22 protein-coding genes and 3 pseudogenes are annotated in these 24,661 nt (G+C 65.0%); 8 read left to right on the forward strand and 17 right to left on the reverse strand.

Annotated elements, in window-relative coordinates; all coding sequences use genetic code 11:
- The 3 genes and pseudogenes from LDO54_RS39235 to LDO54_RS14620 all read left to right on the forward strand — a co-directional run.
- Nucleotides 1-864: pseudogene (locus LDO54_RS39235) on the forward strand (DUF802 domain-containing protein); the annotation flags it as partial.
- On the forward strand, nucleotides 861-1,517 hold the full coding sequence (locus LDO54_RS14615; RefSeq protein ID WP_224011403.1) for an OmpA family protein: 657 nt from the start codon (nucleotides 861-863) through the stop codon (nucleotides 1,515-1,517). The pseudogene LDO54_RS39235 and the gene LDO54_RS14615, both read left to right, overlap by 4 nt.
- Complete coding sequence (locus LDO54_RS14620; protein WP_224011404.1) at nucleotides 1,510-2,118, forward strand: DUF2894 domain-containing protein; 609 nt, start codon at nucleotides 1,510-1,512, stop codon at nucleotides 2,116-2,118. The genes LDO54_RS14615 and LDO54_RS14620 overlap by 8 nt, the downstream gene beginning before the upstream one ends.
- Nucleotides 2,119-2,195: 77 nt before the next feature.
- Here LDO54_RS14620 and LDO54_RS14625 read toward each other — a convergent pair whose 3' ends face one another.
- Nucleotides 2,196-3,503, reverse strand: coding sequence for an MFS transporter (locus LDO54_RS14625; protein ID WP_224011405.1), 1,308 nt, complete (start codon nucleotides 3,501-3,503; stop codon nucleotides 2,196-2,198).
- Between the two features lie 138 nt (nucleotides 3,504-3,641).
- Nucleotides 3,642-4,742, reverse strand: a complete 1,101-nt coding sequence (locus tag LDO54_RS14630) for a tartrate dehydrogenase (protein ID WP_224011406.1) — start codon at nucleotides 4,740-4,742, stop codon at nucleotides 3,642-3,644.
- 373 nt (nucleotides 4,743-5,115) lie between these two features.
- On the opposite strand from LDO54_RS14630, the gene LDO54_RS14635 reads away from it, so the two are divergent.
- Nucleotides 5,116-6,279 carry a linear amide C-N hydrolase gene (locus tag LDO54_RS14635; RefSeq protein ID WP_224011407.1) on the forward strand — a complete coding sequence of 388 codons (1,164 nt, stop codon included), beginning with the start codon at nucleotides 5,116-5,118 and terminating at the stop codon, nucleotides 6,277-6,279.
- A 7-nt stretch (nucleotides 6,280-6,286) separates the two neighbouring features.
- Here LDO54_RS14635 and LDO54_RS38900 read toward each other — a convergent pair whose 3' ends face one another.
- From LDO54_RS38900 to LDO54_RS14690, 12 genes are all read right to left on the reverse strand, one after another.
- A complete protein-coding gene (locus tag LDO54_RS38900; RefSeq protein ID WP_290371082.1) occupies nucleotides 6,287-6,415 on the reverse strand; it encodes a hypothetical protein in 129 nt (42 codons plus the stop codon).
- 26 nt (nucleotides 6,416-6,441) lie between these two features.
- Nucleotides 6,442-7,428: an AraC family transcriptional regulator gene (locus LDO54_RS14640; protein WP_224011408.1), complete on the reverse strand. Its 987-nt coding sequence runs from the start codon at nucleotides 7,426-7,428 to the stop codon at nucleotides 6,442-6,444.
- Between the two features lie 95 nt (nucleotides 7,429-7,523).
- Nucleotides 7,524-8,597: a porin gene (locus LDO54_RS14645; RefSeq protein WP_224011409.1), complete on the reverse strand. Its 1,074-nt coding sequence runs from the start codon at nucleotides 8,595-8,597 to the stop codon at nucleotides 7,524-7,526.
- A 91-nt stretch (nucleotides 8,598-8,688) separates the two neighbouring features.
- Nucleotides 8,689-9,030 carry a c-type cytochrome gene (locus tag LDO54_RS14650; protein WP_224011410.1) on the reverse strand — a complete coding sequence of 114 codons (342 nt, stop codon included), beginning with the start codon at nucleotides 9,028-9,030 and terminating at the stop codon, nucleotides 8,689-8,691.
- 33 nt (nucleotides 9,031-9,063) lie between these two features.
- A complete protein-coding gene (locus LDO54_RS14655) occupies nucleotides 9,064-11,319 on the reverse strand; it encodes a xanthine dehydrogenase family protein molybdopterin-binding subunit (protein WP_224011411.1) in 2,256 nt (751 codons plus the stop codon).
- Nucleotides 11,300-11,743, reverse strand: coding sequence for a (2Fe-2S)-binding protein (locus LDO54_RS14660; protein ID WP_224011412.1), 444 nt, complete (start codon nucleotides 11,741-11,743; stop codon nucleotides 11,300-11,302). Before LDO54_RS14660 ends, LDO54_RS14655 begins: the two co-directional genes overlap by 20 nt.
- 437 nt (nucleotides 11,744-12,180) lie before the next feature.
- Nucleotides 12,181-13,395 carry a hypothetical protein gene (locus LDO54_RS14665; protein WP_224011413.1) on the reverse strand — a complete coding sequence of 405 codons (1,215 nt, stop codon included), beginning with the start codon at nucleotides 13,393-13,395 and terminating at the stop codon, nucleotides 12,181-12,183.
- Between the two features lie 60 nt (nucleotides 13,396-13,455).
- On the reverse strand, nucleotides 13,456-14,340 hold the full coding sequence (gene galU / locus LDO54_RS14670) for a UTP--glucose-1-phosphate uridylyltransferase GalU (protein ID WP_224011414.1): 885 nt from the start codon (nucleotides 14,338-14,340) through the stop codon (nucleotides 13,456-13,458).
- 127 nt (nucleotides 14,341-14,467) lie between these two features.
- Nucleotides 14,468-14,701 carry a hypothetical protein gene (locus LDO54_RS14675; RefSeq protein ID WP_224011415.1) on the reverse strand — a complete coding sequence of 78 codons (234 nt, stop codon included), beginning with the start codon at nucleotides 14,699-14,701 and terminating at the stop codon, nucleotides 14,468-14,470.
- 194 nt (nucleotides 14,702-14,895) lie between these two features.
- Nucleotides 14,896-15,837: a dTDP-4-dehydrorhamnose reductase gene (rfbD, locus tag LDO54_RS14680; RefSeq protein ID WP_224011416.1), complete on the reverse strand. Its 942-nt coding sequence runs from the start codon at nucleotides 15,835-15,837 to the stop codon at nucleotides 14,896-14,898.
- A gap of 80 nt (nucleotides 15,838-15,917) precedes the next feature.
- Nucleotides 15,918-17,288 carry an undecaprenyl-phosphate glucose phosphotransferase gene (locus tag LDO54_RS14685; protein ID WP_224011417.1) on the reverse strand — a complete coding sequence of 457 codons (1,371 nt, stop codon included), beginning with the start codon at nucleotides 17,286-17,288 and terminating at the stop codon, nucleotides 15,918-15,920.
- A 651-nt stretch (nucleotides 17,289-17,939) separates the two neighbouring features.
- Nucleotides 17,940-18,338 (reverse strand): response regulator, encoded by a 399-nt coding sequence (locus LDO54_RS14690; protein ID WP_224011418.1) that lies wholly within the window; start codon nucleotides 18,336-18,338, stop codon nucleotides 17,940-17,942.
- A gap of 92 nt (nucleotides 18,339-18,430) precedes the next feature.
- On the opposite strand from LDO54_RS14690, the gene LDO54_RS14695 reads away from it, so the two are divergent.
- The gene (locus LDO54_RS14695; protein ID WP_224011419.1) at nucleotides 18,431-18,772 is read left to right on the forward strand and encodes a hypothetical protein; all 342 of its coding nucleotides are present in this window, start codon (nucleotides 18,431-18,433) and stop codon (nucleotides 18,770-18,772) included.
- A gap of 141 nt (nucleotides 18,773-18,913) precedes the next feature.
- Nucleotides 18,914-19,906: a helix-turn-helix domain-containing protein gene (locus LDO54_RS14700; RefSeq protein WP_224011420.1), complete on the forward strand. Its 993-nt coding sequence runs from the start codon at nucleotides 18,914-18,916 to the stop codon at nucleotides 19,904-19,906.
- Between the two features lie 157 nt (nucleotides 19,907-20,063).
- Here the strand turns inward: LDO54_RS14700 and LDO54_RS14705 are convergent, their stop codons facing one another.
- The 3 genes and pseudogenes from LDO54_RS14705 to LDO54_RS14715 all read right to left on the reverse strand — a co-directional run.
- A complete protein-coding gene (locus tag LDO54_RS14705) occupies nucleotides 20,064-21,017 on the reverse strand; it encodes a GlxA family transcriptional regulator (protein ID WP_224011421.1) in 954 nt (317 codons plus the stop codon).
- A gap of 566 nt (nucleotides 21,018-21,583) precedes the next feature.
- Entirely contained in the window at nucleotides 21,584-21,874 is a 291-nt protein-coding gene (locus LDO54_RS14710; RefSeq protein ID WP_436975593.1) for a helix-turn-helix domain-containing protein, read from the reverse strand.
- A gap of 22 nt (nucleotides 21,875-21,896) precedes the next feature.
- Nucleotides 21,897-22,130: pseudogene (locus LDO54_RS14715) on the reverse strand (amidase); the annotation flags it as partial.
- A 217-nt stretch (nucleotides 22,131-22,347) separates the two neighbouring features.
- On the opposite strand from LDO54_RS14715, the gene LDO54_RS14720 reads away from it, so the two are divergent.
- On the forward strand, nucleotides 22,348-24,105 hold the full coding sequence (locus LDO54_RS14720; protein WP_224011423.1) for a cation:proton antiporter: 1,758 nt from the start codon (nucleotides 22,348-22,350) through the stop codon (nucleotides 24,103-24,105).
- 228 nt (nucleotides 24,106-24,333) lie between these two features.
- Nucleotides 24,334-24,661 (forward strand): annotated as a pseudogene (locus LDO54_RS14725) (hypothetical protein); the annotation flags it as partial.

Here is a 24,661-nt window from a genome sequence, read left to right on the forward strand (position 1 = left end):
GCCGCTGAAGCGAACGCGAACGCATGGCAAGCCGCCAGCACGCAAGCGGCTGAACGCCAACAATTCATTTGCGACGCGTTCGCCAAAACCGCGAACGATATCGCCACGCAAACCGAATCGCACGCCAACGGCACGCTCGCCGAAATCGCGCGCCTCGTCGATGCGAACGCCGCCGCCTGGGAGCGCGCGAGCACGCACGCCACGGAACGCCAGCAGGCGATCTGCGACGCGCTCGCTCAAACCGCCACCGACATCGCCACGCAAACCGAAACGCATGCGAACGGCACCATCGCCGAAATCGCACGCCTCGTCGCAGCCGCGTCGGAAGCACCGCGCGTGGCCGCCGAAGTCGTCGCCGAACTGCGCCAGAAGCTCTCCGAGAGCATGGTGCAGGACACCGCGATGCTCGAGGAGCGCGGCCGCCTGCTCGCCACCGTCACCACGCTGCTCGACGCCGTGAACCACGCGAGCACCGAGCAGCGCACCGCCATCGACGCGCTCGTGCAAACCTCGTCGGGCCTCATGGAACGCGTGGGCGCGCGCTTCGACCAGCAGGTCGAAACCGGCGCGCAGACGCTCGAAGGCGCGGCGGCCCAGGTCACGGGCAGCGCCGTCGAAATGGCGAGCCTCGGCGACGCGTTCGGCCAGGCCGTGCAGCACTTCGGCGAATCGAACGACAAGCTGACGACGCAGCTCCAGCGCATCGAAACCGCGCTCGACAAGTCGCTCGCGCGCAGCGACGACCAGCTCGCCTACTACGTCGCGCAGGCGAAGGAAGTAATCGATCTGAGCCTGCTCTCGCAGAAGCAGATCGTCGAGAACCTGCAGCGCCTGAGCCTTCAGGCAGGAGCTGAAGCCGCATGAACGACGAGATCGACGGCGGCGCGGAGCCGACCGCGCCGGTCTGGGCCGCGTTCGGCGACTTGATGGCGGCGCTGCTGGGCGCGTTCGTGCTGATCCTCGTGGGCGTGATCGGCATGCAGCTCGAAGCGTCGTCGAAGCTCGCCAGCGAGGTCAAGCAGCGGCAGATCGAAACGCAGCGCCGCAAGACGCTCGAACAGGCGCTCGCCGGGCCGCTCGCGGCCGGACGCGTGACGCTCGTGAACGGACGCATCGGCATCAGCGGCAACGTGCTGTTCGCGCTGAACTCCGATCAGCTGCAGCCCGAGGGCCGCGAGCTGCTCAAGAGTCTCGCGGGGCCGCTCGCCGCGTATCTGCGCGACCGCGACCAGATCCTGATGGTCAGCGGTTTCGCCGACGACCAGCAGGTGCACGCGGGCAATCACCGCTTCGCCGATAACTGGGAACTGTCCGCCGAGCGCGCCTTGACGGTGACGCGCGCGTTCATCGACGCGGGCGTGCCCGCGCGTTCGGTGTTCGCGGCGGCGTTCGGCTCCGAGCAGCCCGTCAGCTCGAACGCCGACGAAGCGGGCCGCGCGAAGAACCGACGCGTGGAAATCGCCGCCGTGCCGCGTCCGGCCAGCTCCGCCGCGCCCGCGGCGAAAGTTCATGAGTGACGGCACGCCCATCGTCGCGTCCGCGCGCACGACGCTCGATGCGTGGCGCGAGCAAGGCGCGGACCGGCTCGACACCGTGCGTTATGCGCTGATCGACGCACTCGAAAAACGCGCGAGCGCACATGAAGGCGCGGCGCGCACCGTGCTCGACGCGCGCATCGATACGCTGATCGCCGACTACGCGGCCAAGGTCGAACAGGCTGCCTCGCAGCACGCGCGCGCCGACGATGTTTGCGCCGCCGATCCGCAGCGCGCGTTGGCCTCGCTCGCGGCCGACGCGTCTCGCGACGCGCGCAACGGCCCGCCCGCCGACCTGCTCGATTATTTCCGCGACGTCTGGTCGAAACTCAGCGCGGATCAGCAGGTGCAGCAGTCGCTCGACCAGGTGCCGAAGAACGCGGGCCCGCTGAATTCCAGCAGCCTCGTGCATCGCGCGCTGCTGCTGATGCGCGAACTGTCGCCCGGCTATCTGCGCCAGTTCCTCGCGTATGCCGACGCGCTGTCGTGGATCGAAGACCTTAACGGCGGCGCGGCGCCGGCCGCGAAGGAAGCGCCGCGCGCGAGCGCCGCGAAGAAAACCACGCGCAGCCGCGCGAAATAAGCACAAGAAAGCAGGAGGCGGGGCGTGTCTCACAACACGCCCCGCCTTGTTCATGCTCCATCAATCATCCGCAAAAATTAGTTCGGACTCTGAACCGAATGCCGTAAGGATTCCGCGCGCGCCTTGCGTCCGAGCAGCAGCGTGACCGCCGCCGACACCGCCAGCGTGCCCGCCACCACATAGAGCCCCGCGCCGTAACTGCCCGTGCTCTGCTTGAGCCAGCCGATCACCGACGGCCCGACGAAACCGCCCAGATTGCCGAGCGAATTGATCATCGCGATACCCGCCGCCGCGCCCGCGCCGGAGAGGAACGCGCTCGGCATCGCCCAGAGCGGCGCCTTGGCCGCGCTGATGCCCACGTTCGCCAGCACCAGCGCCGCCACGATCGCGACCGTGCCGTTCGCGCCCGCCGCCAGCACAAAGCCCACGCAAGCGAGCAGACACGGCAGCACCACATGCCACGTGCGCTCCTGCTTGCGATCCGAATGGCGCGCCCACCACACCATCGCCACCACGGCGGCCACGCTCGGAATGCCCGTGAGCAGACCGGTTTCGAGCGGGCTGTAGCCGAACTGACGCACGATCAGCGGCGCCCAGATGCCGAGCGTATAGAGCCCCGCCGAGGTGCCGAAGTAAATCAGCGCCAGCGCGAGCACGCGCGGATTCGCGAGCGCCGCCAGCGCGCCGGTGTGGCCGTGCTGCGCGTGGCGCGCGCTCGCCTCGTCGTCGAGCTTGCGGATGAGCCAGGCCTTTTCGTCGGCGTCGAGCCACGCGGCCTTCGCGGGCGCATCGGTCAGGAAACGCAGCACCGCGAAGCCGAGCACGACCGCCGGCAGCGCTTCGAGCACGTAGAGCATCTGCCAGTCCGCGAGACCGAACATCGGCTTGAGCTGCATGATCGCGCCCGAGAGCGGCGAACCGATCGCCGTCGAAATGGGCGCGGCGGCCATGAACCATGCGGCGGCCACGGCGCGCTGACGCGTCGGGAACCACTGGCTCAGATACAGGATGATGCCGGGAAAGAAGCCCGCTTCCGCCACGCCGAGCAGGAAGCGCAGCGTGTAAAAACTCGCAGGACCGCTAACGAATGCGGAGGCGGCGCTCACGATGCCCCACGTCACCATCACGCGCGCGATCCAGATGCGCGCGCCCACGCGGTGCAGGATGAGATTGGACGGCACCTCGAACAGAAAGTAGCCGATGAAGAACAGGCCGCCGCCCAGACCGAACGCCGCCGACGACAGGCCGATGGCCTTGTTCATCGACATCGCAGCAAAACCCACGTTGACGCGATCGAGAAAGCTCACGAAATACAGCAGCATCACGAACGGAATGATGCGCCACATGAGTTTGCTCGACACGCGTGCTTCGAGATCGCGTTGCATGTGTCTCCTCCTTGGAGGCGCGGCGCGTGTGATGCACCGCGTTTTTTGAATCGGCGCGCGCGTATGATCGATTTAATGGGCGCGCGCCGTCAGGCGCTGAATTTGAGCGCTGAATTCAAGCTCTGAATGGGCGTTATTTCACGCCGCCATCGCCACCTTTTCGATCAGCGCGCATACGGCGTCGGTCACCTGCTTCGTGGTGGCCTTGCCGCCCAGGTCGCCGGTATGCAGCGCGGGATCGGCGGTCACCTGTTCGATCGCATGCATGACCTGTTGCGCGGCCGCCTGCTCGCCCAGATGTTCGAGCAGCATCACGACCGACCAGAACGTGCCGACCGGATTCGCGAGGCCCTTGCCCATGATGTCGAAGGCCGAACCGTGAATCGGCTCGAACATCGACGGATAGCGGTGCTCGGGATCGATATTGCCGGTCGGCGCGATGCCGAGGCTGCCCGCGAGCGCGGCGGCGAGGTCGCTCAGAATGTCGGCGTGCAGATTGGTGGCGACGATGGTGTCGAGCGTCGCGGGGCGATTGACCATGCGCGCCGTGGCGGCATCGACGAGTTCCTTGTCCCACTTCACGTCCGGGAATTCGGCGGCGATCTGATGCGCGATCTCGTCCCACATCACCATCGCGTGGCGCTGCGCGTTGCTCTTGGTGATCACCGTGAGCAACTTGCGCGGACGCGACTGCGCGAGCCGGAACGCGAAGCGCATGATGCGCTCGACGCCCGCGCGCGTGAGGATCGACACGTCGGTGGCCGCCTCGATCGGATGGCCCTGATGCACGCGTCCGCCCACGCCCGCGTATTCGCCCTCGGAGTTTTCGCGCACGATCACCCAGTTCAGGTCGTCGGGGCCGCAGCGCTTGAGCGGCGCGTCGATGCCGGGCAGGATGCGCGTCGGGCGCACGTTCGCGTACTGGTCGAAGCCCTGGCAGATCTTCAGGCGCAGGCCCCAGAGCGTGATGTGATCGGGCACGTCGGGGTCGCCCGCCGAGCCGAACAGAATGGCGTCCTTGTCGCGGATGCGGTCGAGGCCGTCGGCGGGCATCATCACGCCGTGGGCGCGGTAATAATCGGCGCCCCAGTCGAAGTCCTCGAACTCGAAGGCGAAGGCGCCTTCGCCTGCGTGGCCGCGATGCGTGCGCGCGAGCGCCTCCAGCACCTGCTTGCCCGCGGGCACGACCTCCTTGCCAATGCCGTCGCCGGGAATGGTTGCGATGCGATACGTCTTCATGGTGTGCGTCTCCGCGTGATTCGAATAGTGTGGAAACGACTCTACACACGCTGGCGCTTTGCAACCGCCTCCAAACTCAAGGCATCTTTAACTTCGATTCACAGATGCGGATCGGGTCGCGGATCGCGCTGCGGGTCGGGCCGCGATACGCGATCAATGGCGATCAACGCGTAATCGATGCGCGATCGACGCCGATCAGCCGGGCAACGGTGCTCGCGCAACGGCATGGCGCGCCTCTCGCCTGCGCACGCACGACGCGCGCGATGTCCTTTGCGTGGCATGATCCAGGCGTTTTCCCCAGCATCCGTACGGCTTTCGTGCTGCTTTCGTTCCGCTTCTGCCCGGGTACGTCACGCTTCTGGAGCGCGCCATCATGTCCCGTTTCACTTCACGCTTTATCGCTTCGCCATCGTCCGGCGCCAGGCCGCGCCTCAAGCCTCGCGCCCCGAATCCCGTCGCCGCGCTCGCCGCCGCCGCCGCGCTCGCCTGCACGGCCTTCGCGCTCTCGCCGCTCGCCGAAGCCTGCACGCGAGCGCTCTACGTCGGCGACAGCGGGCTCGTCATCACGGGCCGCTCGATGGACTGGTCGGAGGACATGCGCTCGAATCTCTGGGTGTTTCCGGCGGGCATCGAGCGCACCGGCGAGGCAGGCCCGAAGTCGCCGCGCTGGCGTTCGAAATACGGCAGCGTGGTGGTGTCGGGCTACGACATCGGCAGCGTGGACGGCATGAACGAGCGCGGCCTCGTCGCCAACGCGCTCTATCTCGCGGAAACCGACTACGGCAAGCCGAACTCGGGCCGCCCGCCGATGGCGATCAGCCTGTGGGCGCAATACGTGCTCGACCGCTACGCGAGCGTGAACGAAGCCGTCGAGGCGCTCGCCAAGGAGCCGTTCCAGATCATCGCGCCGCCGCTGCCCAACGGCAAACCGATCTCGATCCACCTCTCGCTCTCCGACGCAAGCGGCGACTCGGCGATCCTCGAATATCTCGACGGCAAGCTCGTGATCCATCACGGCAAGGCCTACAAGATCATGACGAACTCGCCGATCTACAGCGAACAGCTCGCGCTCGACACGTACTGGAAAGGCATTGGCGGACTGAGCTTCCTGCCGGGCACGAACCGCGCCGCCGACCGCTTCGTGCGCGCCTCGTTCCTGCTCGACGCGATTCCCAAGAGCCCCGATCCGAACTACATGGCGGGCGTGCCGCAGCAGAACGGCGCGTACCAGCAGGTCGCGAGCGTGATGAGCGTGATGCGTTCGGTGAGCGTGCCGCTCGGCATCCGCACGCCGGAAACGCCCAATCTTTCCTCGACGATCTGGCGCACGGTGGCCGATCAGACCGACCTCGTCTACTACTTCGATTCGGCCACGCGCCCCGACACGTTCTGGGTTTCGCTGCGCAAGCTCGACCTGAAACCCGGCGCGCCGGTGATGAAGCTCACGATCGATTCCGGGCAGATGTTCTCGGGCGAGACCGCCGATAAATTCGTCGCCACGCCGTCGTTCACGTTCATGCCTGCGCCCGCGCCTTAAGCTCGATTCAGGCGCACACGTGTGCGCCTTCGCTCGCGGCCTCGCGCGTTTTCGCGGCCTCGATGCGTATCGTCTCCGGCACGCGCACGCCGTTGTTCGCGGCGGTCACGGCGCTGCACGCGTAATATTTCGGCATCCATACTTTCTGCGCGAGCCACCGTATCAGGTTCGCGACGCGACCGCCACAGCCGCCGCGTCCGCCGCATCGCGTTGATTGCGCTGATTGCGCGCGTACTGTTTGGGCGCCATCCCCGACCAGCGCCGGAACGCGCGGATAAAGGCCTTTTCCGACGCATAACCCACGCTGGTCGCGATCTCGATGAGCCGCCGCCGCGAGTCTCGCAGCGCGCCGCTCGCCACGTACATGCGATACGCGGTCAGATGACCGATGGGCGTTTCCTCGACCAGTTCGACGAAGCGCGCGCTAAAGCGCGAGCGCGACATGCCCGCCGTCGCCGCGAGCGATTCGACGGTCCAGTCGCGCTCCGGGTGCCGGTGCAGCTGCGCGATCGCGCGGCCGATCTGCGGGTCCATCAGGCCGCGCAGCCAGCCGGTATGACTGATCGCCGACGCCAGATGTGCGCGCAGCAACTGCACGAACAGCACGTCCGCGAGACGCGCGGCCGCGACCGCCCAGCCGGGCTGGCAGGCCATCGATTCGCGGATGAACGCCATCAGCGTGTCGGCGAGCCAGGAGCCGAGCGCCGCGTCGTGCTTGCGCACGTGTATCAGCGGCGGCAACACCGAAATGAGCGGATTGCGCAGGGCCTCGCGATAAAACACGATGCCCGTGTAGAGATCGCAGACCGTGCCGCCGCCGCCCGCGTTCAGGCGCAGCGGCGTGTCGAAGCTCGGCCGGATGCCGGCGCGCGCGACGAGATCGTCGAACGCCTCGGGCGCGACGCCGGGCGCCGACGCCAGCACGTGCTCGTGACCATGCGGCAGCAGCACGAAATCGCCGGGCTCCACGCGCAGCGGCTCCATGCCTTCCACGCTGATGGTGTACGGCTCGCCGAACCCGGTGCGGAACACCGCGCCCTCGACCGCGGGCTTGACGAACGCCCACGGCGCGGTGAGCGAGAAATGGCCCGTCACCACGGCGTCGGCGCGCAGATCCGCCAGCGCGGCGCTCAACAGGTCTGTCGCCATCTGTCTCTCCGATTTGATTATTTCCTTCGCGCGGCGCGGACCCATTCTCGCCGCGCCGCGCGCCGCCTCGCCGCCTCGTCAACCCGAGCGGCGAATTAGAAGCGCTGCTGCACGCCCATCATCGCGCCGAACTGATTCGCGCCGGTCGTCACCGTGCCGGCGGCGGCCACTGCGTTCGCCGCGAGCGCGCTGTTCATCATGTACCCCAGCGAAGCATAAAGCGTCGTGCGCTTCGAGATGAAATAATTCGCGCGCGCGACCAGCAGCGTCGAACTCGATTGCTCGCGCAGAATGTAGCGCAACGCCTGGGCGTCGAACGCGAGCGTGGGCCGCACGTAGTAAGTCGCGCCGAGGAAAAACAGGTCCGACTGCGCGTGCGCCGCCGCTGCCGTGTTGCGCCGGATCCAGCCGCCGCCGATCTTGCCCGAATCGAACTTCACGTAGCCGTCGACGATCACGCGCTTGTCGGTATCGTCGCTGCTCACGAGCGGCGACGTCGCGCCGGGGCCGCCGTACATCACGTCATACGAAGCCGCCGCGCCGCCCCACGCGTTGTCGTAGGCGAGCATCATCGTGTATTGGCGGCAGGCCACGGCGTCGCCGGCCAGCTGCCCGCCGCAGTTCGTTGCCGACGGTCCCGCCGGACCCGCCGCGTCGCGCCCGAAGCTATAGGTGCCGCCCACTGTCACGCCGTGAAATTTGCCGAGGTAACCCACGGCGTTGTCGCTGCGCGCGTTCGGCAGATAGCTGTCGAAGCTCGCCATCGAATGGATCGACGGGCCGATCACGTCGGCGTTGAGCAGCACGTACATCGACATGTTCATCTGGCGGCCCAGCGTGATCGCGCCGTAGTCGCTGCTGATGCCGAGATTCGCCTGACGCCCGAACAGACGGCCGCCGTAGTTGAGCGCGCCGCTATTGGCCGCGAAGCCGTTTTCGAGCACGAAGAACGCCTTGTAGCCGCCGCCGAGATCCTCCTGGCCGCGCAGGCCGAAGCGCGACGGCACCTCGCCCGTGAGCGTGGGCATGCCGACGAACGACCCGCCTTTCGCCGCGTTGTTATAAAACTCGATGCCCGTATCGACGATCCCGTACAGCGAGACGCTGCTTTGCCCCCACGCGAGCGCCGAGGCGCCCGCGAGACACACTGCCGCCACCACTTTTTTCATGACACTCTCCGAACCGTTTAATTAGCCATACTTATTTATTGCGGGGAACTCCGGGCCGCGTGAACGGCCCGGCTTGCTGCGTGCGGGAAAATCAGTTGGACTTGCTGCCCGCCAGAATCCATTGCGCGACGATCTGCGCATCGCCCGCGCTGATCGCATTGGGCGGCATCGGCACTGCGCCCCAGTTGCCGGTGCTGCCGTTCTGGATATGCGCGACCAGCGTCGCCGCCGCGCCGGGCTTGCCCGAATAGCGCGCGGCCACGTCGCGATACGCGGGACCGACGAGCTTCTTGTCGACGGCGTGGCAGCCGAAGCACGCGTGCTGTGTGGCGATCTGGCGTGCGTGCGCGACGTCGATGACGGGATCGGCGTGAGCGGCCGTTACGACCAGCGCCGCCACGGCGGCAGCCATACATTCAGGAATACGGATCATTGTTTTTCGGGTTTGTGGGGAAATAAAAAGGGATCAGACCAATTCCTGTTCGAGCGGCATCGTGCGCAAGCGCGTGCCCGTCGCCTCGAATAGCGCGGCGGCCACGGCGGGCGCAACGGGCGGCAACGCCACCTCGCCGCAGCCTTGCGGCGTGCGATCGCTGTCGATTATCTCGACTTCGATCTTCGGCATCTGCGAGAGATAGAGCAGCGGGTAATCGGCGAAATTCTGCTGCACCACCGCGCCATCCTTGAAGGTGATTTCGCTCTTGAACGTGTTGGTCAGCGCGAAGCCGATACCGCCTTCGACCATCTCGCGAATCAGCATCGGGTTGATCGGCTGGCCGCAGTCGATGCCGCACACCATGCGTTCGAGCTTCGCCTTGCCGTCGACCATGCGCAATTCGGCCACGAGCGCCACGTAGGTCGTAAACGCGCCGCCGCGCCCCGTGTAGAGGCTATAGGCAAGGCCGCGATAGAGACCCGGCGCAGGCTTGTGCGACCAGTTCGCGCGCGCGGCCGTGCGATCGAGCACGCGCAGCGCGAGCGGATCGCCGCGCAACAGCGTGCGCCGATAAACGAGCGGATCGATGCGCGCCGCGTGCGCGAGTTCGTTCACGAAACTTTCGAGGAAGAAAATGCTCGACGTGCTGCCCACGCTGCGCATGAAGCTCACGGGAATCGCCTGATCGACGTTCACCGAATCGACGAGCAGATCCGGCACCGCATAGCCGAGATCGTAGAGACCGTCGAGCATGGTCTCGTCCCAGCCGCCGGCCTTTTCGAAGTAATCGCGCTTGATCGACCAGTAAAGCGATTGCCCCACCACGCGCAGATGCAGCGCGCGCGGATAGCCCTGCGCGTCGAGCACGGCACGCATGCGCGCCGACACGCCGGGGCGATAGAAACCGTGGCGGATATCGTCCTCGCGCGAGCGGATCACCTTGACCGGACGCCCCACGGCCTTCGACGCCACCGCCGCATGAATCACGAAATCGGGCACGTATTTGCGGCCGAAACTGCCGCCGAGAAACGTGGTGTTCACGATCACTTTTTCGGGCAGCAGCTTGAAGAGTCCGCCGAGCGCCCAGCGCACCTTGTCCTGCCCCTGGATCGGCCCCCACACTTCGATCTCATGCTCGCGCACGTGCACGGTGGCGTTCACGGGCTCCATCGTCGCGTGGACGATATAGGGCGTGTGATAGTCGGCTTCGACGATGCGTGACGCGCCATGCATCTCGCCAGCGGCCGCGAATTGCGCGGGCGCGTCGCCGATGCGCGTGGCCACCACCGCTTGCGTCGACATCAACGCGGCCTTGCGCTGCGCGAGTATCGTCGCGCTGTCCGCAGGCGCGGCGCTGCTTTTACCACTGTTTTTCCCGCTGTTTTCCGTGCTCTCATCCCATTGCACGTCGAGCGCATCGCTTGCCGTTTTGGCCTGCCAGTACGTGTCGGCGACCACGATCACGGCGTCCTTCGCCTGCACGATCTCGACCACGCCCGCCATCGCGCGCACCGCCTCGCGATTGCGTACGGCCAGCGGCTTGCCGTTCAGCGTGGGCGCCATTTTCACGGCGCCCGCGAGCATGCCGGGCACCTTCACGTCGATGCCGAACACCGCCGCGCCGCTCACTTTCGCGGGCACGTCGAGCTTGTGCAGCGACTGGCCGATCAGCGCGCGCGCCGACTCGGCCTTCAGGCGCGGCTGCGGATTCAGCGGCAATTTCGCGGCGTCCGCGAGCAGTTCGCCATAAGCGATCGAGCGCCCCGTCTGCGGATGAATCACGCGGCCCGTCTTCGTCACGCATTGCGTGGGCCGCACGTTCAGCCGCCGCGCACCCGCCGCGAGAAACACCTCGCGCGCCTGCGCGCCCGCGATGCGCAGACGCTGCTGAAACATCGTCACCGACATCGATGCGCCCACGAACTGCTGCGGATGTTCATTCGCCGCCGCGATGCGATAGGCGTCGCGGCCCGTGACGAACTCGACGCTGACTTGCCGCCAGTCGGCGTCCATTTCATCGGCGAGCAGTTGCGGCAGGCCCGTATAGACGCCCTGCCCGACTTCCGCCTGCGAGAGCCCGATGATCGTGCGGCCGTCGGGATCGACGCGCACCCAGTCGTTGATCTCGCGAAAACGCGCGCCGTCTTCAGCGGCCTGCACCTGCTCGCCGAACGCGAGCGGCAGCACCAGCGAGCCCGCGATGGCGAGACCGGTCTTGAGAAACGCGCGGCGGCTGTCGCGTTGCGGCGCGCGTGCATCGAGAGGCTCAGAGGTTGGCGGCAACATGCACGGCCTCGCGGATACGGTGATAGGTCGCGCAGCGGCACAGGTTGGTCACGCCCTGATCGATCTGCGCATCGCTCGGATGCGGATGCTGCTTGAGCAGCGCGGCCACGGCCATCACCATGCCCGACTGGCAGTAGCCGCATTGCGGCACGTCCTGCTTGATCCACGCCTGCTGCACGGGATGCGAGACGCCCGGCGCGAGTCCTTCGATGGTGGTGATGCTTCGGCCTTCGACGGCGGAAACGGGCAACACGCACGAGCGCGTGGCCTCGCCTTCGAGATGCACCGTGCACGCACCGCACGCGCCGATGCCGCAACCGTATTTGGTGCCCGTGAGCGCCGCGTTTTCGCGGATCACCCAGAGCAAGGGCGTTTGCGGATCGCCGTCGAAATCGAAGGGCTGTCCGTTCAAGATGAATTGCATGCGCTGTCTCCCCAGAAGTCGCCTGTGATCCGGCTTTCAAAAGCCTTCGGCGATGTGTGAAATTCTTGGGGTGGACAAAATCACCGGCAATGGCGCGACGGCTCAAAAAAGTTGCCGATCGTCTCTTTTGATTGGGTGCGATTTTTATCGGCGACGATCTACAGGTTTTCCCGTAAAGCCTTTATCGGTGCGGAATTCCGCCTTTCAGTGCAGACCCGTGCACTCGAATTGTGATTCACATTCGATTGTGCGTTTCATATATGGAATGCTATTGGGATTTTTGAATCCCGAAGACGCTTCCCGATCGGCAATCGAGCGCGCAAAAAAAAGCCCGCCGGCTCCTTGCGAAAGCGGCGGGTAAATCGGAAAGGCGGGGGACCTTCCCGGGACCAATCGTGCTGAACGCACGCTTCAGCTCAAACGTTCATCACGAAACTTCAATGCGCGTGGCGCAGCGCCGCGCGCAATTGCAAGCCAAAGGTGCGCATCAGCCGTTCATGCGCGATGCGATCGAGTTCGCTGCGCATCACCGCCATGCCGACACCGGAAATCGACAACAGGTCGTCGACGCTGTCGACGAGCCAACGCATCACGTCGCGGTCGAACGCGGCGCCCAGCGACTCGGCACGCACACGCCGCGCGATGCTCGCATGCGCGATGTTGTTTGCGCCGTTGCTTGAATCGTTGCTTGAATCGCTGCGTGCATCGATACGCGAGCGGTTGCGCCCATCGCGCCGCCGGCTCAGCAGCAAATCCGTCGCGGCGATGAGCTTCGCGTTATGCTCCGCGTCGCGCACCATGCCCGCATAGACAAGCCGATCGCCGAGCCGCGCGATCAATTCGCGCAGCGGCGAATTGCGCAGCGCCCACACGTTGCCCTGCAAGGCGAAACGCACGCCCGGCAACTCCATCAGCCGCGCGACGAGCGGCGCCCACGACAGATCGCCCATATCGAGCAGCACGTCGACATCGACGGTCACGAGCAAGCCGTCCTCGCCCACCTTGAACGCGTCGCGCGCGAGCTTGCGCTGCGCGGGCGCGAACTGGCCGTGCCACGGATCGGGCAGCACCTTCACCGCACGCCGGCCGATGCGCTCGCCGCGCAGCCGCTCGTTGAACGAGAGCAGCGTGGCGTCCATCGCGTCGATCGCCTCAATGGCGTCCTGGCCGAGTTGCGGCGATGCGGTGCCGTTCAACTCGCCCGCCACGAAATCGTCGCTGTTGTAGAGGAACACGAAGCGCCGCGTGTGGGCGAAACGCCCGCCGCTTTCGTCGAGGCGAATGGCGAGCGCGTCGAGATAATCGTCGGCGCCGAGCAGGACGAGATCGCCCTGCTGCTCCGACCATGCGGGCGGCAACACGTCTTCGGCCGCATCGAGCAAGGCTTGCGCGGCGTCCTCGCCGAGCACGCTCGTGTTCGCGCCATCGAAATTCAGGCGCGACGCCACGAAGCGCACGTCGGTCCAGCTCGGCGCGATGCGACGCGCGAGTTCGCTGCAGGCGAAGTCCTCGCGCGTCACGATGAAAATGGGCCGGCGCGAGCGCTCGCGCACCGCGGAAATCGCGCTGGCGAGCACGTTGAGCCGGAAGCCACGCGCGACGGGTTCAACAAAAAGAATAGGCGTGGTCTCGGACATCGAGTCGTGATTCATGATTGAGCGGCGTGGGCTGCGCCGTGCGGCTGCCTCGTTTTTTATGGCTTCTCGCGCGCTTCAGGCCGCCTGCGCGATGCCGGGCAGCGTCGCGAGGTACCGACCGAATTCGCCCGCCACTTCCGGGTGACGCAGCGCGAATTCGACCGTCGCCTTCAGATAGCCGATCTTGCTGCCGCAATCGAAACGCGTGCCGCGATACTTGTAGGCCAGCACCTGCTCGTCGGCGAGCAGCGCCTCGATCGCATCGGTCAGCTGCAATTCGCCGCCCGCGCCCGGCTTGAGCGCACGCAGATGCGCGAACACGCGCGGCTTCAGCACGTAGCGTCCCACCACGCCGAGATTCGTCGGCGCGACTTCGGGCGCGGGCTTTTCGACGATGCCCGAGATCTTGATGATCGACTCGCCCCATTCGCGGCCATCGACGATGCCGTACGACTTCGTGTCCTCCGGCGGAATCTCCTCCACGCCGATCACCGAGCTGTGATAGTGATCGAACACGTCGATCATCTGACGCATCACGGGCGGCTGGCCGTAGAGCAGATCGTCGGCGAGCATCACGGCGAACGGGTTGTCGCCCACGAGTTTTTCCGCGCACAGCACTGCGTGGCCGAGGCCGAGCGCTTCGGGCTGGCGCACGTAGAAGCAGTCCACGTGACTCGGCTTGATGCTGCGAACGAGTTCGAGCAGCTTGGCTTTGCCGCGCGCTTCGAGTTCGGCCTCGACTTCATACGACTTGTCGAAGTGATCCTCGATCGCGCGCTTGCTGCGTCCCGTCACGAAGATCATCTCCGTGATGCCCGCGGCCATCGCCTCTTCCACGGCGTACTGGATCAGCGGCTTGTCGACGACGGGCAGCATTTCCTTCGGGCTGGCCTTCGTCGCGGGAAGAAAGCGGGTTCCGAGACCTGCAACGGGAAACACTGCCTTGGTGACCTTCAGCATGGGTAAGTTCGCGTTCGTAAGGTGATTAGGCGCGAGCACGTCGCTCACGTTCCTGGTGGCTGTGCATACAGACTAGGCGAGCACGCGGCCCTGCATGGGCTCGCGGCGGAAAACGCCCCGGTTTTGGCTACTCAATCCACAAAGGCGGGGGGTTAGGGGTGTGGGAGGCGCGACGAGTGCTTGATAAACCGCGTGCTATACCGACGAAGCGATTCCAAAACACGTAGCCACGGATCGCCAGCATTTCCAGCGGATTGAGGTCGAACGCGCGCAGCCGAAACTGTTGCAGCCAGATCTGCGGTTGCAACGCGGCGGCGCGATTGGCCGTGCTGCGCAGCACACAATCGTGGATCTGACTCAATCTCACATATGTATCGGCATCCTAATCATTGTGCCGATACCGGACGGCGATCAGATCAATCGCGCGCATGATGCGTGCTCTACAGTCGGCTGCCCACAACGATCGACTACGGCGGCACGTCGCGCGTCAGCACCGCCCCCCGCGCCACGCGCCGGTCTCAATGTGAGTCATGTCTAGCAGTTCCCTCGTGTCGGTCAAGTCGCGGCAGCCACGATCTGGGGCAGCGCGACGCCGTCGAGACAGCAGCGCAGCGCGGCGTCCCATTCCGGCGCGCGCAGACCGAAGGTGCGCCAGAGCTTGCTGCAATCGAGCGCGGAATTCGCGGGACGTTGCACGGCCGTCGGCCATGCGCCGCTGTCGATCGGCCGCACGTCCGCCGCGCTGCCCACTGCCTCGACGATGGTCGAGGCGAAGTCGTGCCACGATGCGCAGCCCGACGCCGTCAGGTGATAGAGGCCCGAGCGCTCGTCCCACCACGCGCCGCGATCGTCGGCCGCGAGACTTTGCGCGACGATATGCGCGGTCTGCGCGGCAATCGTCGCACTCCATGTCGGCGCGCCGAACTGGTCCGCCACGACATCGAACGACTCGCGCTCCTGCGCCAGCCGCAGAATCGTGCGCAGGAAGTTTTTGCCGCGCAGGCCATAGACCCAGCTCGTACGCAGAATCAGATGGCGGCCGCCCACGTTCGCAATCGCGCGCTCGCCCGCCAGCTTCGAAAAGCCGTAGACGCTCAGCGGACGCGCGGTGTCGTTCTCGACATAGGGCGCGGTCTTGGTGCCGTCGAACACGTAATCGGTCGAATAATGAATCAGCACCGCGCCCGCGCGTTTCGCTTCGATCGCCATCACATGCGGCGCTTCAGCGTTGATGCGATAAGCGAATTCGCGCTCGGTTTCCGCGCGCTCCACAGCCGTATACGCGGCTGCGTTGATCACCACTTGCGGACGCAGATCGCGCATGACCTGCACGATCGAATCGGGATCGGCGAGATCGAGGCCGAGGCGCTCCGGCGCGACCACGCGGCCCAGCCCCTGGAGCGCGCGCATCAGTTCGTGGCCGACCTGGCCGTTGCGGCCAGTCAGCAAAATCAGCGGAGTCGCGCGTCCGTGTTGCGCACCGAGACTGCTGCTCATCTGTTCATCTCCCGATCGGTTTTCGATTGAGCGCATTCAAAGCGCGTTCAAAGCGCATTCAAATCGCGTTCGATATGCGTTCAATACGCGTTGCTATTGACGAGCCCTTTCACCACAGTCGCCATCACGATGCGCATGTCGAGCGCGAACGACCAGTTGCGCAGGTAATAAAGATCGTGCTCCACGCGCTTTTCCATCTTCTCGATGCGATCGGTTTCGCCGCGATAACCATTCACCTGGGCCCAGCCGGTAATGCCCGGCTTGATGCGATAGCGATGGATATAGTCGGTCACCACGTCCTGATAGAACTCGTCGTGTTCGAGCGCATGCGGGCGCGGTCCGACCACCGACATTTCGCCGCGCAGCACGTTGATGAATTGCGGCAGTTCGTCGAGACTCGTGCGCCGCAGAAAAGCGCCGACGCGCGTGATGCGCGGATCGCCGCGCGTCGCTTGCGTGACGACGCCCGTCTGCTCTGCATGCACGCGCATGGTGCGGAACTTGTAGATGCGGAACGCGTGGCCGTCCGCGCCCTTGCGGAATTGGCGGAAGAACACCGGCCCGCGCGACGAGAGCTTCACCGCCACGGCAATCGCCAGCAGCAGCGGCGAGAGCGCGAGCAGCGCGGCGGCGGCGAACAAGCGGTCGAAGATGTCCTTCTTCACCATCGCATGCGGCGGCAGCGGCGACGCAATCAGATTGATCGCCGGTTCGCCGATCAGATCGGTCATGCCGCCGTCGAACAGCGCGACGCTCTGCATATCGGGAATGAAACGGATGTTGATCAGCTCATTGCGGAATTCGCGCACGAAACGCTGAATCGTCTGACTCTCCGACAACGCCAGCGCCAGCCAGATCTCGCGCACCTTGTTGCCGCGCACGCGCGCGACGAAGCGCTCGAATTCGCTCTCGCCGTTCGCATCGCGCCGCTCCATGGCGGCGGGATCGAACATCGCGGTCACGCGAAAGCCGCTTGCGGGCGACACCTGAACCTTGTTCACGAGTTCGCGGCCGCGTTCGCCGTGTCCGACGATCGCCACATCGCGCAGATTCATGCCCGCATGGCGCACGCGGCGCATCACGCCATGCACGACGAGACGCGCGGCGATCAGCGCGCCGCCCGAGATGGCCGTCCAGTAGACGAACCACAGGCGCGACACCAGATCGGTCCGATGCAGCGAGAACATCAGCACGAGCCCGCACACCTGCACGACGATCCAGGCGAGCGAGGTCTTGCCGACCAGCACGGGCAGCGAACGGCCGCGCCACGATTCATAGAGTCCGAACACCGGAAACGCGGCGAGCGCGAACGCGATCGCAAAGGCGATGAAGCCGCTGTTCATCGGATTGTCGACGGCGTCCTGATAGCGGATCTGCGAAGCCAGCAGCGCGCCCAACCCGATGAGCGCGGCGTCGAGCAGCCGCGCAAGCAGTCCTTGTATTCCTGGCATTGTCCGACTCCCGTGCGTGAGCTGAGCGGCGATGGCACGCGGCCCATCGATTCGCTGGCGTGCCTGAATGGCGAGCGGCGCGCCCATGGTCTGGCGCATCGCATCATCGCGGACGTCGCCCGGCGTGGCCGGCTTGGCCGCCCTGGCCTCGGTAGCGCCGCGATGTACGAGCACCCGCTCGTTGCAACGCATCATAGGCACGCGTCCCGCAGCGTCCTTGCGCCCTGACTGATCCGGCCAGGATGTTGGCGGTATCGGGTCATGCGGTCTGTGGAAGCGGCGAATCGAAACGATCAGACGGCGCGCGGCGCGAACGCGAATCGCCGAGCCGTCAAAATGGCGTCATGCGGTATGGAATTGGCGGACGCGGAATGGCGCGATAGACAGGCGCCGACTCAGGCCATACACAGGCCATACACAGGCCATACACAGGCCCATACACAGCCGCTGCACAAGGCAGGGAAAATGGCGGAAACGGAAGGAACGGAATGCTGCGAATGGCTTGATTGAACTGCACGTTCGTGCGGGAATCGCTGCGAATTTAAAACAAAGCGTGCAATACGCCATTCCCGATGGTGAATCGGTAAATTGACGTCGATAAAAAGGAATGGCGCGAGATGATCTGGCGATTTTTACCGAATCGGCAAAAGATCACATCATTCTGCTGCTGGAAACGTAAGAAGGAATAAAGCTGTTTGTTTCCCAGGAGCACAGCGTAGCGAGTGAGTCGATCGCGCGAAACGGTTTTTCGATGCTGCTGCTCGCACCGTGTTTCAGCCCCGAATCGATCACGCTGTACGGGGTGCCGGGCGCCACGCAAAGCACCACGGGCATGCCCGGCTCGGACCGCGCGAGCCGCGCCAGAGTCTCGTAGCGGCAGCAGTCCGGGTCGACCCAATCGATCAGGCAGACGTCCACCGAAACCTCGGCCAGCAGGCTTCGGAACGCCTCGTCGTTCGATGCACCGAAACAGACATGCCCGGACAACGCGCAACTTTCGAGGACGCGGTCGAGCTCTGCGAGATCGGGTTCCAGAAGGGCAAATTTCATGTAAGTTGGCACACGTGCGGACACGTCTATAACCAGGGTTTGTGCACCACCCGATTCCAGCGTCCGCATAACGATGCGCAACGAGCAAAAAGGTGGCGTTTCAAAAAGTCTACGCGAACTTTTCAGAAAAAGTGTCAGAAAAGGTTAATACCTGGTGGATATCCTGGCATCGCACCAAACGATTAAACTTTCCCTCGCGTCTGCCGATAATGCAGAGGATGAACCCACGCGAATGTTTCATTGATTCACGCAAGTCGGCTCATCCTCGATGTTATGCAATACGCACCATTTCAATCACCGCCTTCGTCATTGAAAGTGGCGTCGCGCCGCCGAACGGCATGCACATTCAATCGCGCCTGATAGCAGATGGCGTGCCTGAATACGATGTACCGCGCGATGCACCGCGCAATGCACCATTGAGACGCACGGTATAGCGGCGCGAAAAGCGCGTTGTATCGTTGTGCGACTCGTCATCACGCACACCGCCACCGTACGCCCCGGATCGTCAGCGGGCATGTAGCAGCGCGCATCGCCGCGCGTCAAGCGGGCTTGCCTCATTCCAGGGAAACACCATCGTGCCTTTTTTCGCGCACCTGTCGTGCCGTGGCGGCGGCGCCGTCGCTCTCGCTTCGCGCGCCGAACGAAAGTCGATTGGCGTCGTCGTGTTCAACGGCTTTTCGCTGCCCGAAATGGCGCAGCTCGTGGAAGCGTTCCAGTTGGCGAACACGATGCGCGGCCAAGGTGGCGACGACAGCGATAACGACGACGCGACGCCCTGGCGCGTCACGCTGCTCTCGCCTTCGGGCGGCCGCATCGCCAGCGATTCGTCGGTGTTCGTCTGGACCGAGGGGCTCGACCTGCATGCGCCCTCGTCGGCGTTCGACACGCTTGTTCTCATCGAGGGCTCGGGCCTGTGCGCCGGGTTGCGCGACCGGCGCGTCGCGCAGTGGTTCACGCGCGCGGAGTCGAACGGCGAGCGGCTGATCGCGTCGGCGCGGGGTCTACGATGGCTGCGTGCCGCGAGACGGCGCATGCCCGCGCACGATGGTGCGCGCGCGGTCCGTCACGATGGATCGGCTAACGCGAACCGCGCGAACCGCCCGCACAACGCGCGCTTTGCCGTCGCCCTGCAATTGATCGAAACGGACCAGGGCACGGCCATCGCGCGGCGCGTCGAAAAACAGATCGCGCATCGCATCGAATCGCCTTTACCCTGCACACCCGATTCGATCGCCAGGCGCGGCCCGAGCGAGCAGATTCAAGCCGCGCTGCGATGGCTCGACACGCATTGGGACGAATCGGTGGCAATGCATGACGCCGCCGAAGCGGCCGCGATGAGCGAACGCAATTTTCTGCGCCGCTTCAAGATTGAAACCGGGCAAACACCGAACGCTTATTTGCAGCGTCTGCGCGTCGACGCAATCTGCCGCCTGCTCGTGCAAACCGATTGGCCCGTCGAGCACATCGCGCGTCGCTGCGGCATGGGGAATGGCGCGCGGCTCACGCGTCTGCTGCGTAGTCAGCTCGGCGTCACGCCGGCCGCTTATCGGCGCATGCCCACGCTTTAAAAAGCCGCGTTAAAACCCGAAACGCCGATACGGCCACGCATCGCATCACGCGCATACATGGCGTCAACGCGCACGCTCAGGCGCTTGCGTTCGTGCGTTCCTGCGAGCGAATATGACAAACGCGATATTTGTGATTCGCATTCAAGCATTCAAGCGTTCAGGCAGCCGAGCGGCGCATGTTGGTGCGATATTCCGTCGGCGTCGTCGAGAGATGCTTGCGGAACAGCTTCGCGAGCCAGCCGCCGCTACCGAGACCGCAGCGCCGCGCGACCTTGTCGACAGGCAGATCGGTATCGACGAGCAAACGGCAGCACATATCGATGCGCACGTAGAGCAGATAGTCCGACGGCGTCACGCCCATTTCGATCTTGAAGCGGCGCAGGAAATTGCGTTCGCTCATCGCGGCGATCTGTGCCGCGTCGTCGATCGTGATGGGCCGGTCGCCGTTCGCCTCGAGCCATTTCGCCGACGCCTGAATGCGCTCGCTCACGAAGCCCGACACGTTCTCGCGAATCGTCGCGGTAAACGAGGTCTGCTGCTGCGTCATCACGCGCCCCACGGCTTCGCGTGCGAAGTCGCCGCCGAAGTCCTGCTCGATCAGCGCGAGCGCCTTGCGCACCGGCGCGGTGGCCACGGCCGCAAAGCCGCCTTCCGCCGAACGATGCGGTTCGCTCGCGCCGCGCAGGAACGCGTCCCAGCCATGCGTCGATCGCTCGACACCGGCCGCATCGAGCAACAGGCGCCCGTCGCCGATCGGCACCACGGCCTCGCTGCGCGAGCCCTCGCGCTGCAACCAGCGAATCAGCCGCTCGTCGCGCAAGGCATGGCGCGCGCCGGCGCCGCCCGCGACAAAGAGCGTATGGAAGCCGTCCGAGAAGCGGCGGTTTTCGACACTCTCGGTCCACACGAACACGGACGAGGAACTGTCGATGCGGCCGCCCGCGATCGATAGCAGGGTGACGTCGTAGCGCACCTTGCTACCCATGGCCGACTCCGATTGCGACAAGGCATTCGCCGACTGGAACATCTCCAGAACCGTTGCCGCTTCGGGCAGCGCGAATCCGCTAAAAAGCAGGAGTCCAATGCGCCTTGCTGCATCCAGATGCGGCAAGGCATGCAACTCCGCGACGTTGTTTCGTTGACTACGTGTCCCACACTCCATCTGTTACCCCCTAATCAATTGTCCAATCAGCTTGCGTCGAGCTGACTTAATCGACTGGATCTGATCCTACAGTATGTGAGTGCACGTTTAAACCGTGACTGGCGGAAATCGCCAACATCTTGGCGGCAAATGGCATTCGACAAAAATCTGGAAAACGTTTGCCGGTCTTTTCAATAACACGCTTAAGCAGAGGGTTAAGCGAATTGGTTCAAACCGGCCAGACGCCAGCATCAGAAAGGCTCGAATCCTATCATCAACGTCACTCGGAAAGCATTGTTTTCATTGATAATTCGCTAACTTACCAATCCTTTCATTAACCCTGCCACCTTCACTCATGTTTCATTTCTGAATCATTTTCGTACGAATAGCGATGCAATACGGGCTTCTACTTATGCTCCATGAATTCGCAATTCACACCGATGCAACTTTGCACCAAATTCGCGCAACCGTTTGCCAAAAAAGACATTGATGGCGAATAAAGCCATTCATTGAAAATGGCGGAAAAGCACACGGATTCAGCTCGCACTTTGTACCGGCGGATGGCATTCGCCGGCATTCTTCACGCGCGCCCGCGCGTGCGCGCGGTACTCGGCGGGCGTGCATGCAAAACGCTTCACGAAGAGACGCGCCATGGTTTCTCCGCCTCGCCAGCCGCAGCGTTTGGCGATGCCGTCGAGCGACAAATCCGTCGACACGAGCAAGGCCGAGGTCAGTTCCAGACGCGCGCGCAGCAGGAACTTCAAGGGCGTGAGTCCGGTTTCGAGCTTGAAGCAGCGCAGGAAATTCCGCTCGCTCATCGCCGCCATGCGCGCGACGTCCGCCACCTGCACCGCGTGCGTGCAGTTGGCCTCGAACCACTGCACGGCGGCGCGCACGCGTTCGCTCGACGTGCGTGAACACGGTCGCGCCCTGGCCGGCCGGATCGGCGATGCGCGCGAGCGCGGTTTCGGCGAGCGCGCGGCTCGTGGTGCGGCCCGCGGCCAGATCTGCGGCCAGCTGGGCGAGCGGCGGGAACGGCACGAACGGGGAAGCGGAAGCGGGGGAAGCAGCGGAAGCGGTCATGGCGAGAGGCGGCTCGATGGCGGTTCGTTAAGCAGCGGTGGAGTGGCGCGGCAGCGCGGCGGCAAGGCGGCCCGGAGCGGGCATCGGGGGTGCGCGGCCCGCGCCGCCAGGGACACATCATTGTAGGCCGTGCTTTTTTCGATTGCGACGATTTGGCCGACGGCGATCATCGGGTAACATTCAGGCATCAGACAGCGTTTTGTAAGGAATATCGTACATGCATCAAGGAATCGGCTTCATTCAGGATCTGGCAGTGGTGATGGCGATCGCGGGGATCGTCACCGTGCTGTTTCATCGCCTGAAGCAGCCGGTCGTGCTCGGCTATATCGCGGCGGGCGTGATCATCGGGCCGTACACGCCGCCGTTTCAGCTGATCCACGACGAGCAGACCATCCAGACGATGGGCGAACTCGGCGTGGTGTTCCTGATGTTTTCGCTCGGGCTCGAATTCAGCCTGCGCAAGCTCTTTCAGGTCGGCGCGACGGCCATCGTCGCGGCCATCTCCGAAATCGTCGTGATGCTCTGGCTCGGCTACGAGATCGGCCGCGCGTTCGGCTGGGCCGCGATGGATTCGCTGTTTCTCGGCGCGATCCTGGCGATTTCGTCGACTACCATCATCGTCAAGGCGCTCGCCGATCTGGGCGTGAAGCGCGAACCGTTCGCGCAGCTCGTGTTCGGCATTCTGATCGTCGAGGACATTCTGGGCATCGCCATGCTGGTGCTGCTCGGCGGCATCGCGCAGACCGGCGAGCTGTCGCCCGGCATCGCGCTGATCACGCTCGGCAAGCTGCTGCTGTTCATGCTGGTTTCGCTGCTGGCGGGCATCCTGATCGTGCCGCGCGTGCTCGGCTACGTGGCGCGCGTGGGCAGCGACGAGATGCTGCTCGTCTCCGTGCTCGGCTTCTGTTTCGCCTTCTGCCTGCTGGTCGTGAAGCTCGATTATTCGATCGCGCTCGGCGCGTTCCTGATCGGCGCGGTGATGGCCGAGTCGCGGCATCTGGAGCGCATCGAGCATCTGGTCGCGCCGCTGCGCGATGCGTTCTCGGCGATCTTCTTCGTGACGATCGGGCTGATGCTCAATCCGCTCGTGCTGGTCGACTACGCGTGGCCGATCGCGGTGATTTCGCTCGCCGTGGTGTTCGGCAAGCTGGTGTCGTGCGGACTGGGCACCTTCCTCGCGGGCCGCGACGGCCGCACGGCGATGCGCGTGGGCATGACGGTGTCGCAGATCGGCGAGTTCTCGTTCATCATCGCCTCGCTCGGCCTGACGCTGAAGGTCACGAGCGGCTTTCTCTATCCGATCGCGGTGACGGTGTCGGCGATCACGACGCTGACCACGCCGTATCTGATCCGCGTCGCCGATCCGCTTTCGCAGCGCCTCGCGCGCGCCATGCCGCCCGCCGTCTCCAACGTGTTCGGCCTGTACAGCCAGTGGCTGCGCGCGCTGATGCCGCGCTCCAACGGGCCGACGCTCTTTTCGCTTACGCGGCGCATCGTGCTGCAGATCGCGGTGAATCTCGCATTGGTGTCGGCGATTTTCATCGGCATGTCGTATGGCGCGCGTTACGCCGCGCCGCTGATCGCGAGCTGGGTGCCCGACGAGCGCATCCAGCGCGTCGTGCTGTGGAGCGCGGCGCTCGTGCTCGCGATGCCGTTCCTCGTCGCCGTGTGGCGCAAGACGCAGTCGCTCGCGCTGCTGCTCGCCGAGGTGAGCGTGCAGCCGGAGAAGGCGGGGCGCTTCACGCGCGCGCTGCGCCACGCGATCGCGGAACTGGTGCCGGCCGTGTCGATGATCGGCGTGTTCGTACTGGTGGCCGCGCTCTCGGGCACGATTCTGCCGCCGACGGGCTTCCTGATCGGCGTGCTCGTGTGCGCGGCGGTGCTGACGATGCTGCTGTGGCGCTGGTGCGTGAAGATCCACGCGAGCATGCAGATCGCGCTGCGCGAGACGTTCGACGAGCGCCAGGATTCGTGACCGTGGTGACGGCGCGCTGACGCCGCGTATTACGCGTATTGCACGCGTGATGCCCGCATGTGCCGGGGCCGTCGGGGCGGCATGGCGCTTGCGGGGCGGTGCGCCGTGCCGCGCGCAGTGTCACGGAATGTGAGCAATTGTGCATTGGGGTGGCAACGGCCTGCGGTGCGACGCATAATCGGAGGCCTGTTCATTCGTTCGCGCGCGCGGCGCGCCCGTCCCCACGTCATGAGCGATAACAAGACCGACCACCCCGAGGTTCCCGACGGCGCTGGCCGTCCCGCCCAGTCCTCCGAGCCTGGCGCATCCGCTCCTCCTGCTTCGACGCCCGCTGGTTCCGCCACGGGTTCTGCTCCCCCCAGTCCTGCCGATGAAGCCGCGCGACGCGCGTCGACCGATGCGCCCGCGAGCGCGTCGTCGGTGACGTCCGACGTCTCCGGCGCGGACAGTTCGGGCGGCGGCGCCGACGAGGAACCGGGCGGCGGCCAGCCCGCGCAGCCCACCCACGCGGAGCAGGCGGCCGAGGCGCGCGAGTCGGCGGCGCGCGCGGTCGCGC

This window comes from Paraburkholderia tropica (assembly GCF_914484835.1).
In the GTDB taxonomy this organism is placed as follows: domain Bacteria; phylum Pseudomonadota; class Gammaproteobacteria; order Burkholderiales; family Burkholderiaceae; genus Paraburkholderia; species Paraburkholderia tropica_A.

Excerpts from the sequence above, each read along its gene's own strand:
- LDO54_RS14615 (WP_224011403.1), top strand. The coding sequence starts at position 861 with ATGAACGACGAGATCGACGGCGGCGCGGAGCCGACCGCGCCGGTCTGG.
- LDO54_RS14620 (WP_224011404.1), top strand. The coding sequence starts at position 1,510 with ATGAGTGACGGCACGCCCATCGTCGCGTCCGCGCGCACGACGCTCGAT.
- LDO54_RS14625 (WP_224011405.1), bottom strand. The coding sequence starts at position 3,503 with ATGCAACGCGATCTCGAAGCACGCGTGTCGAGCAAACTCATGTGGCGC.
- LDO54_RS14630 (WP_224011406.1), bottom strand. The coding sequence starts at position 4,742 with ATGAAGACGTATCGCATCGCAACCATTCCCGGCGACGGCATTGGCAAG.
- LDO54_RS14635 (WP_224011407.1), top strand. The coding sequence starts at position 5,116 with ATGTCCCGTTTCACTTCACGCTTTATCGCTTCGCCATCGTCCGGCGCC.
- LDO54_RS38900 (WP_290371082.1), bottom strand. The coding sequence starts at position 6,415 with ATGCCGAAATATTACGCGTGCAGCGCCGTGACCGCCGCGAACAACGGC.
- LDO54_RS14640 (WP_224011408.1), bottom strand. The coding sequence starts at position 7,428 with ATGGCGACAGACCTGTTGAGCGCCGCGCTGGCGGATCTGCGCGCCGAC.
- LDO54_RS14645 (WP_224011409.1), bottom strand. The coding sequence starts at position 8,597 with ATGAAAAAAGTGGTGGCGGCAGTGTGTCTCGCGGGCGCCTCGGCGCTC.
- LDO54_RS14650 (WP_224011410.1), bottom strand. The coding sequence starts at position 9,030 with ATGATCCGTATTCCTGAATGTATGGCTGCCGCCGTGGCGGCGCTGGTC.
- LDO54_RS14655 (WP_224011411.1), bottom strand. The coding sequence starts at position 11,319 with ATGTTGCCGCCAACCTCTGAGCCTCTCGATGCACGCGCGCCGCAACGC.
- LDO54_RS14660 (WP_224011412.1), bottom strand. The coding sequence starts at position 11,743 with ATGCAATTCATCTTGAACGGACAGCCCTTCGATTTCGACGGCGATCCG.
- LDO54_RS14665 (WP_224011413.1), bottom strand. The coding sequence starts at position 13,395 with ATGAATCACGACTCGATGTCCGAGACCACGCCTATTCTTTTTGTTGAA.
- galU (WP_224011414.1), bottom strand. The coding sequence starts at position 14,340 with ATGCTGAAGGTCACCAAGGCAGTGTTTCCCGTTGCAGGTCTCGGAACC.
- rfbD (WP_224011416.1), bottom strand. The coding sequence starts at position 15,837 with ATGAGCAGCAGTCTCGGTGCGCAACACGGACGCGCGACTCCGCTGATT.
- LDO54_RS14685 (WP_224011417.1), bottom strand. The coding sequence starts at position 17,288 with ATGCCAGGAATACAAGGACTGCTTGCGCGGCTGCTCGACGCCGCGCTC.
- LDO54_RS14690 (WP_224011418.1), bottom strand. The coding sequence starts at position 18,338 with ATGAAATTTGCCCTTCTGGAACCCGATCTCGCAGAGCTCGACCGCGTC.
- LDO54_RS14710 (WP_436975593.1), bottom strand. The coding sequence starts at position 21,874 with ATGGCGGCGATGAGCGAGCGGAATTTCCTGCGCTGCTTCAAGCTCGAA.
- LDO54_RS14720 (WP_224011423.1), top strand. The coding sequence starts at position 22,348 with ATGCATCAAGGAATCGGCTTCATTCAGGATCTGGCAGTGGTGATGGCG.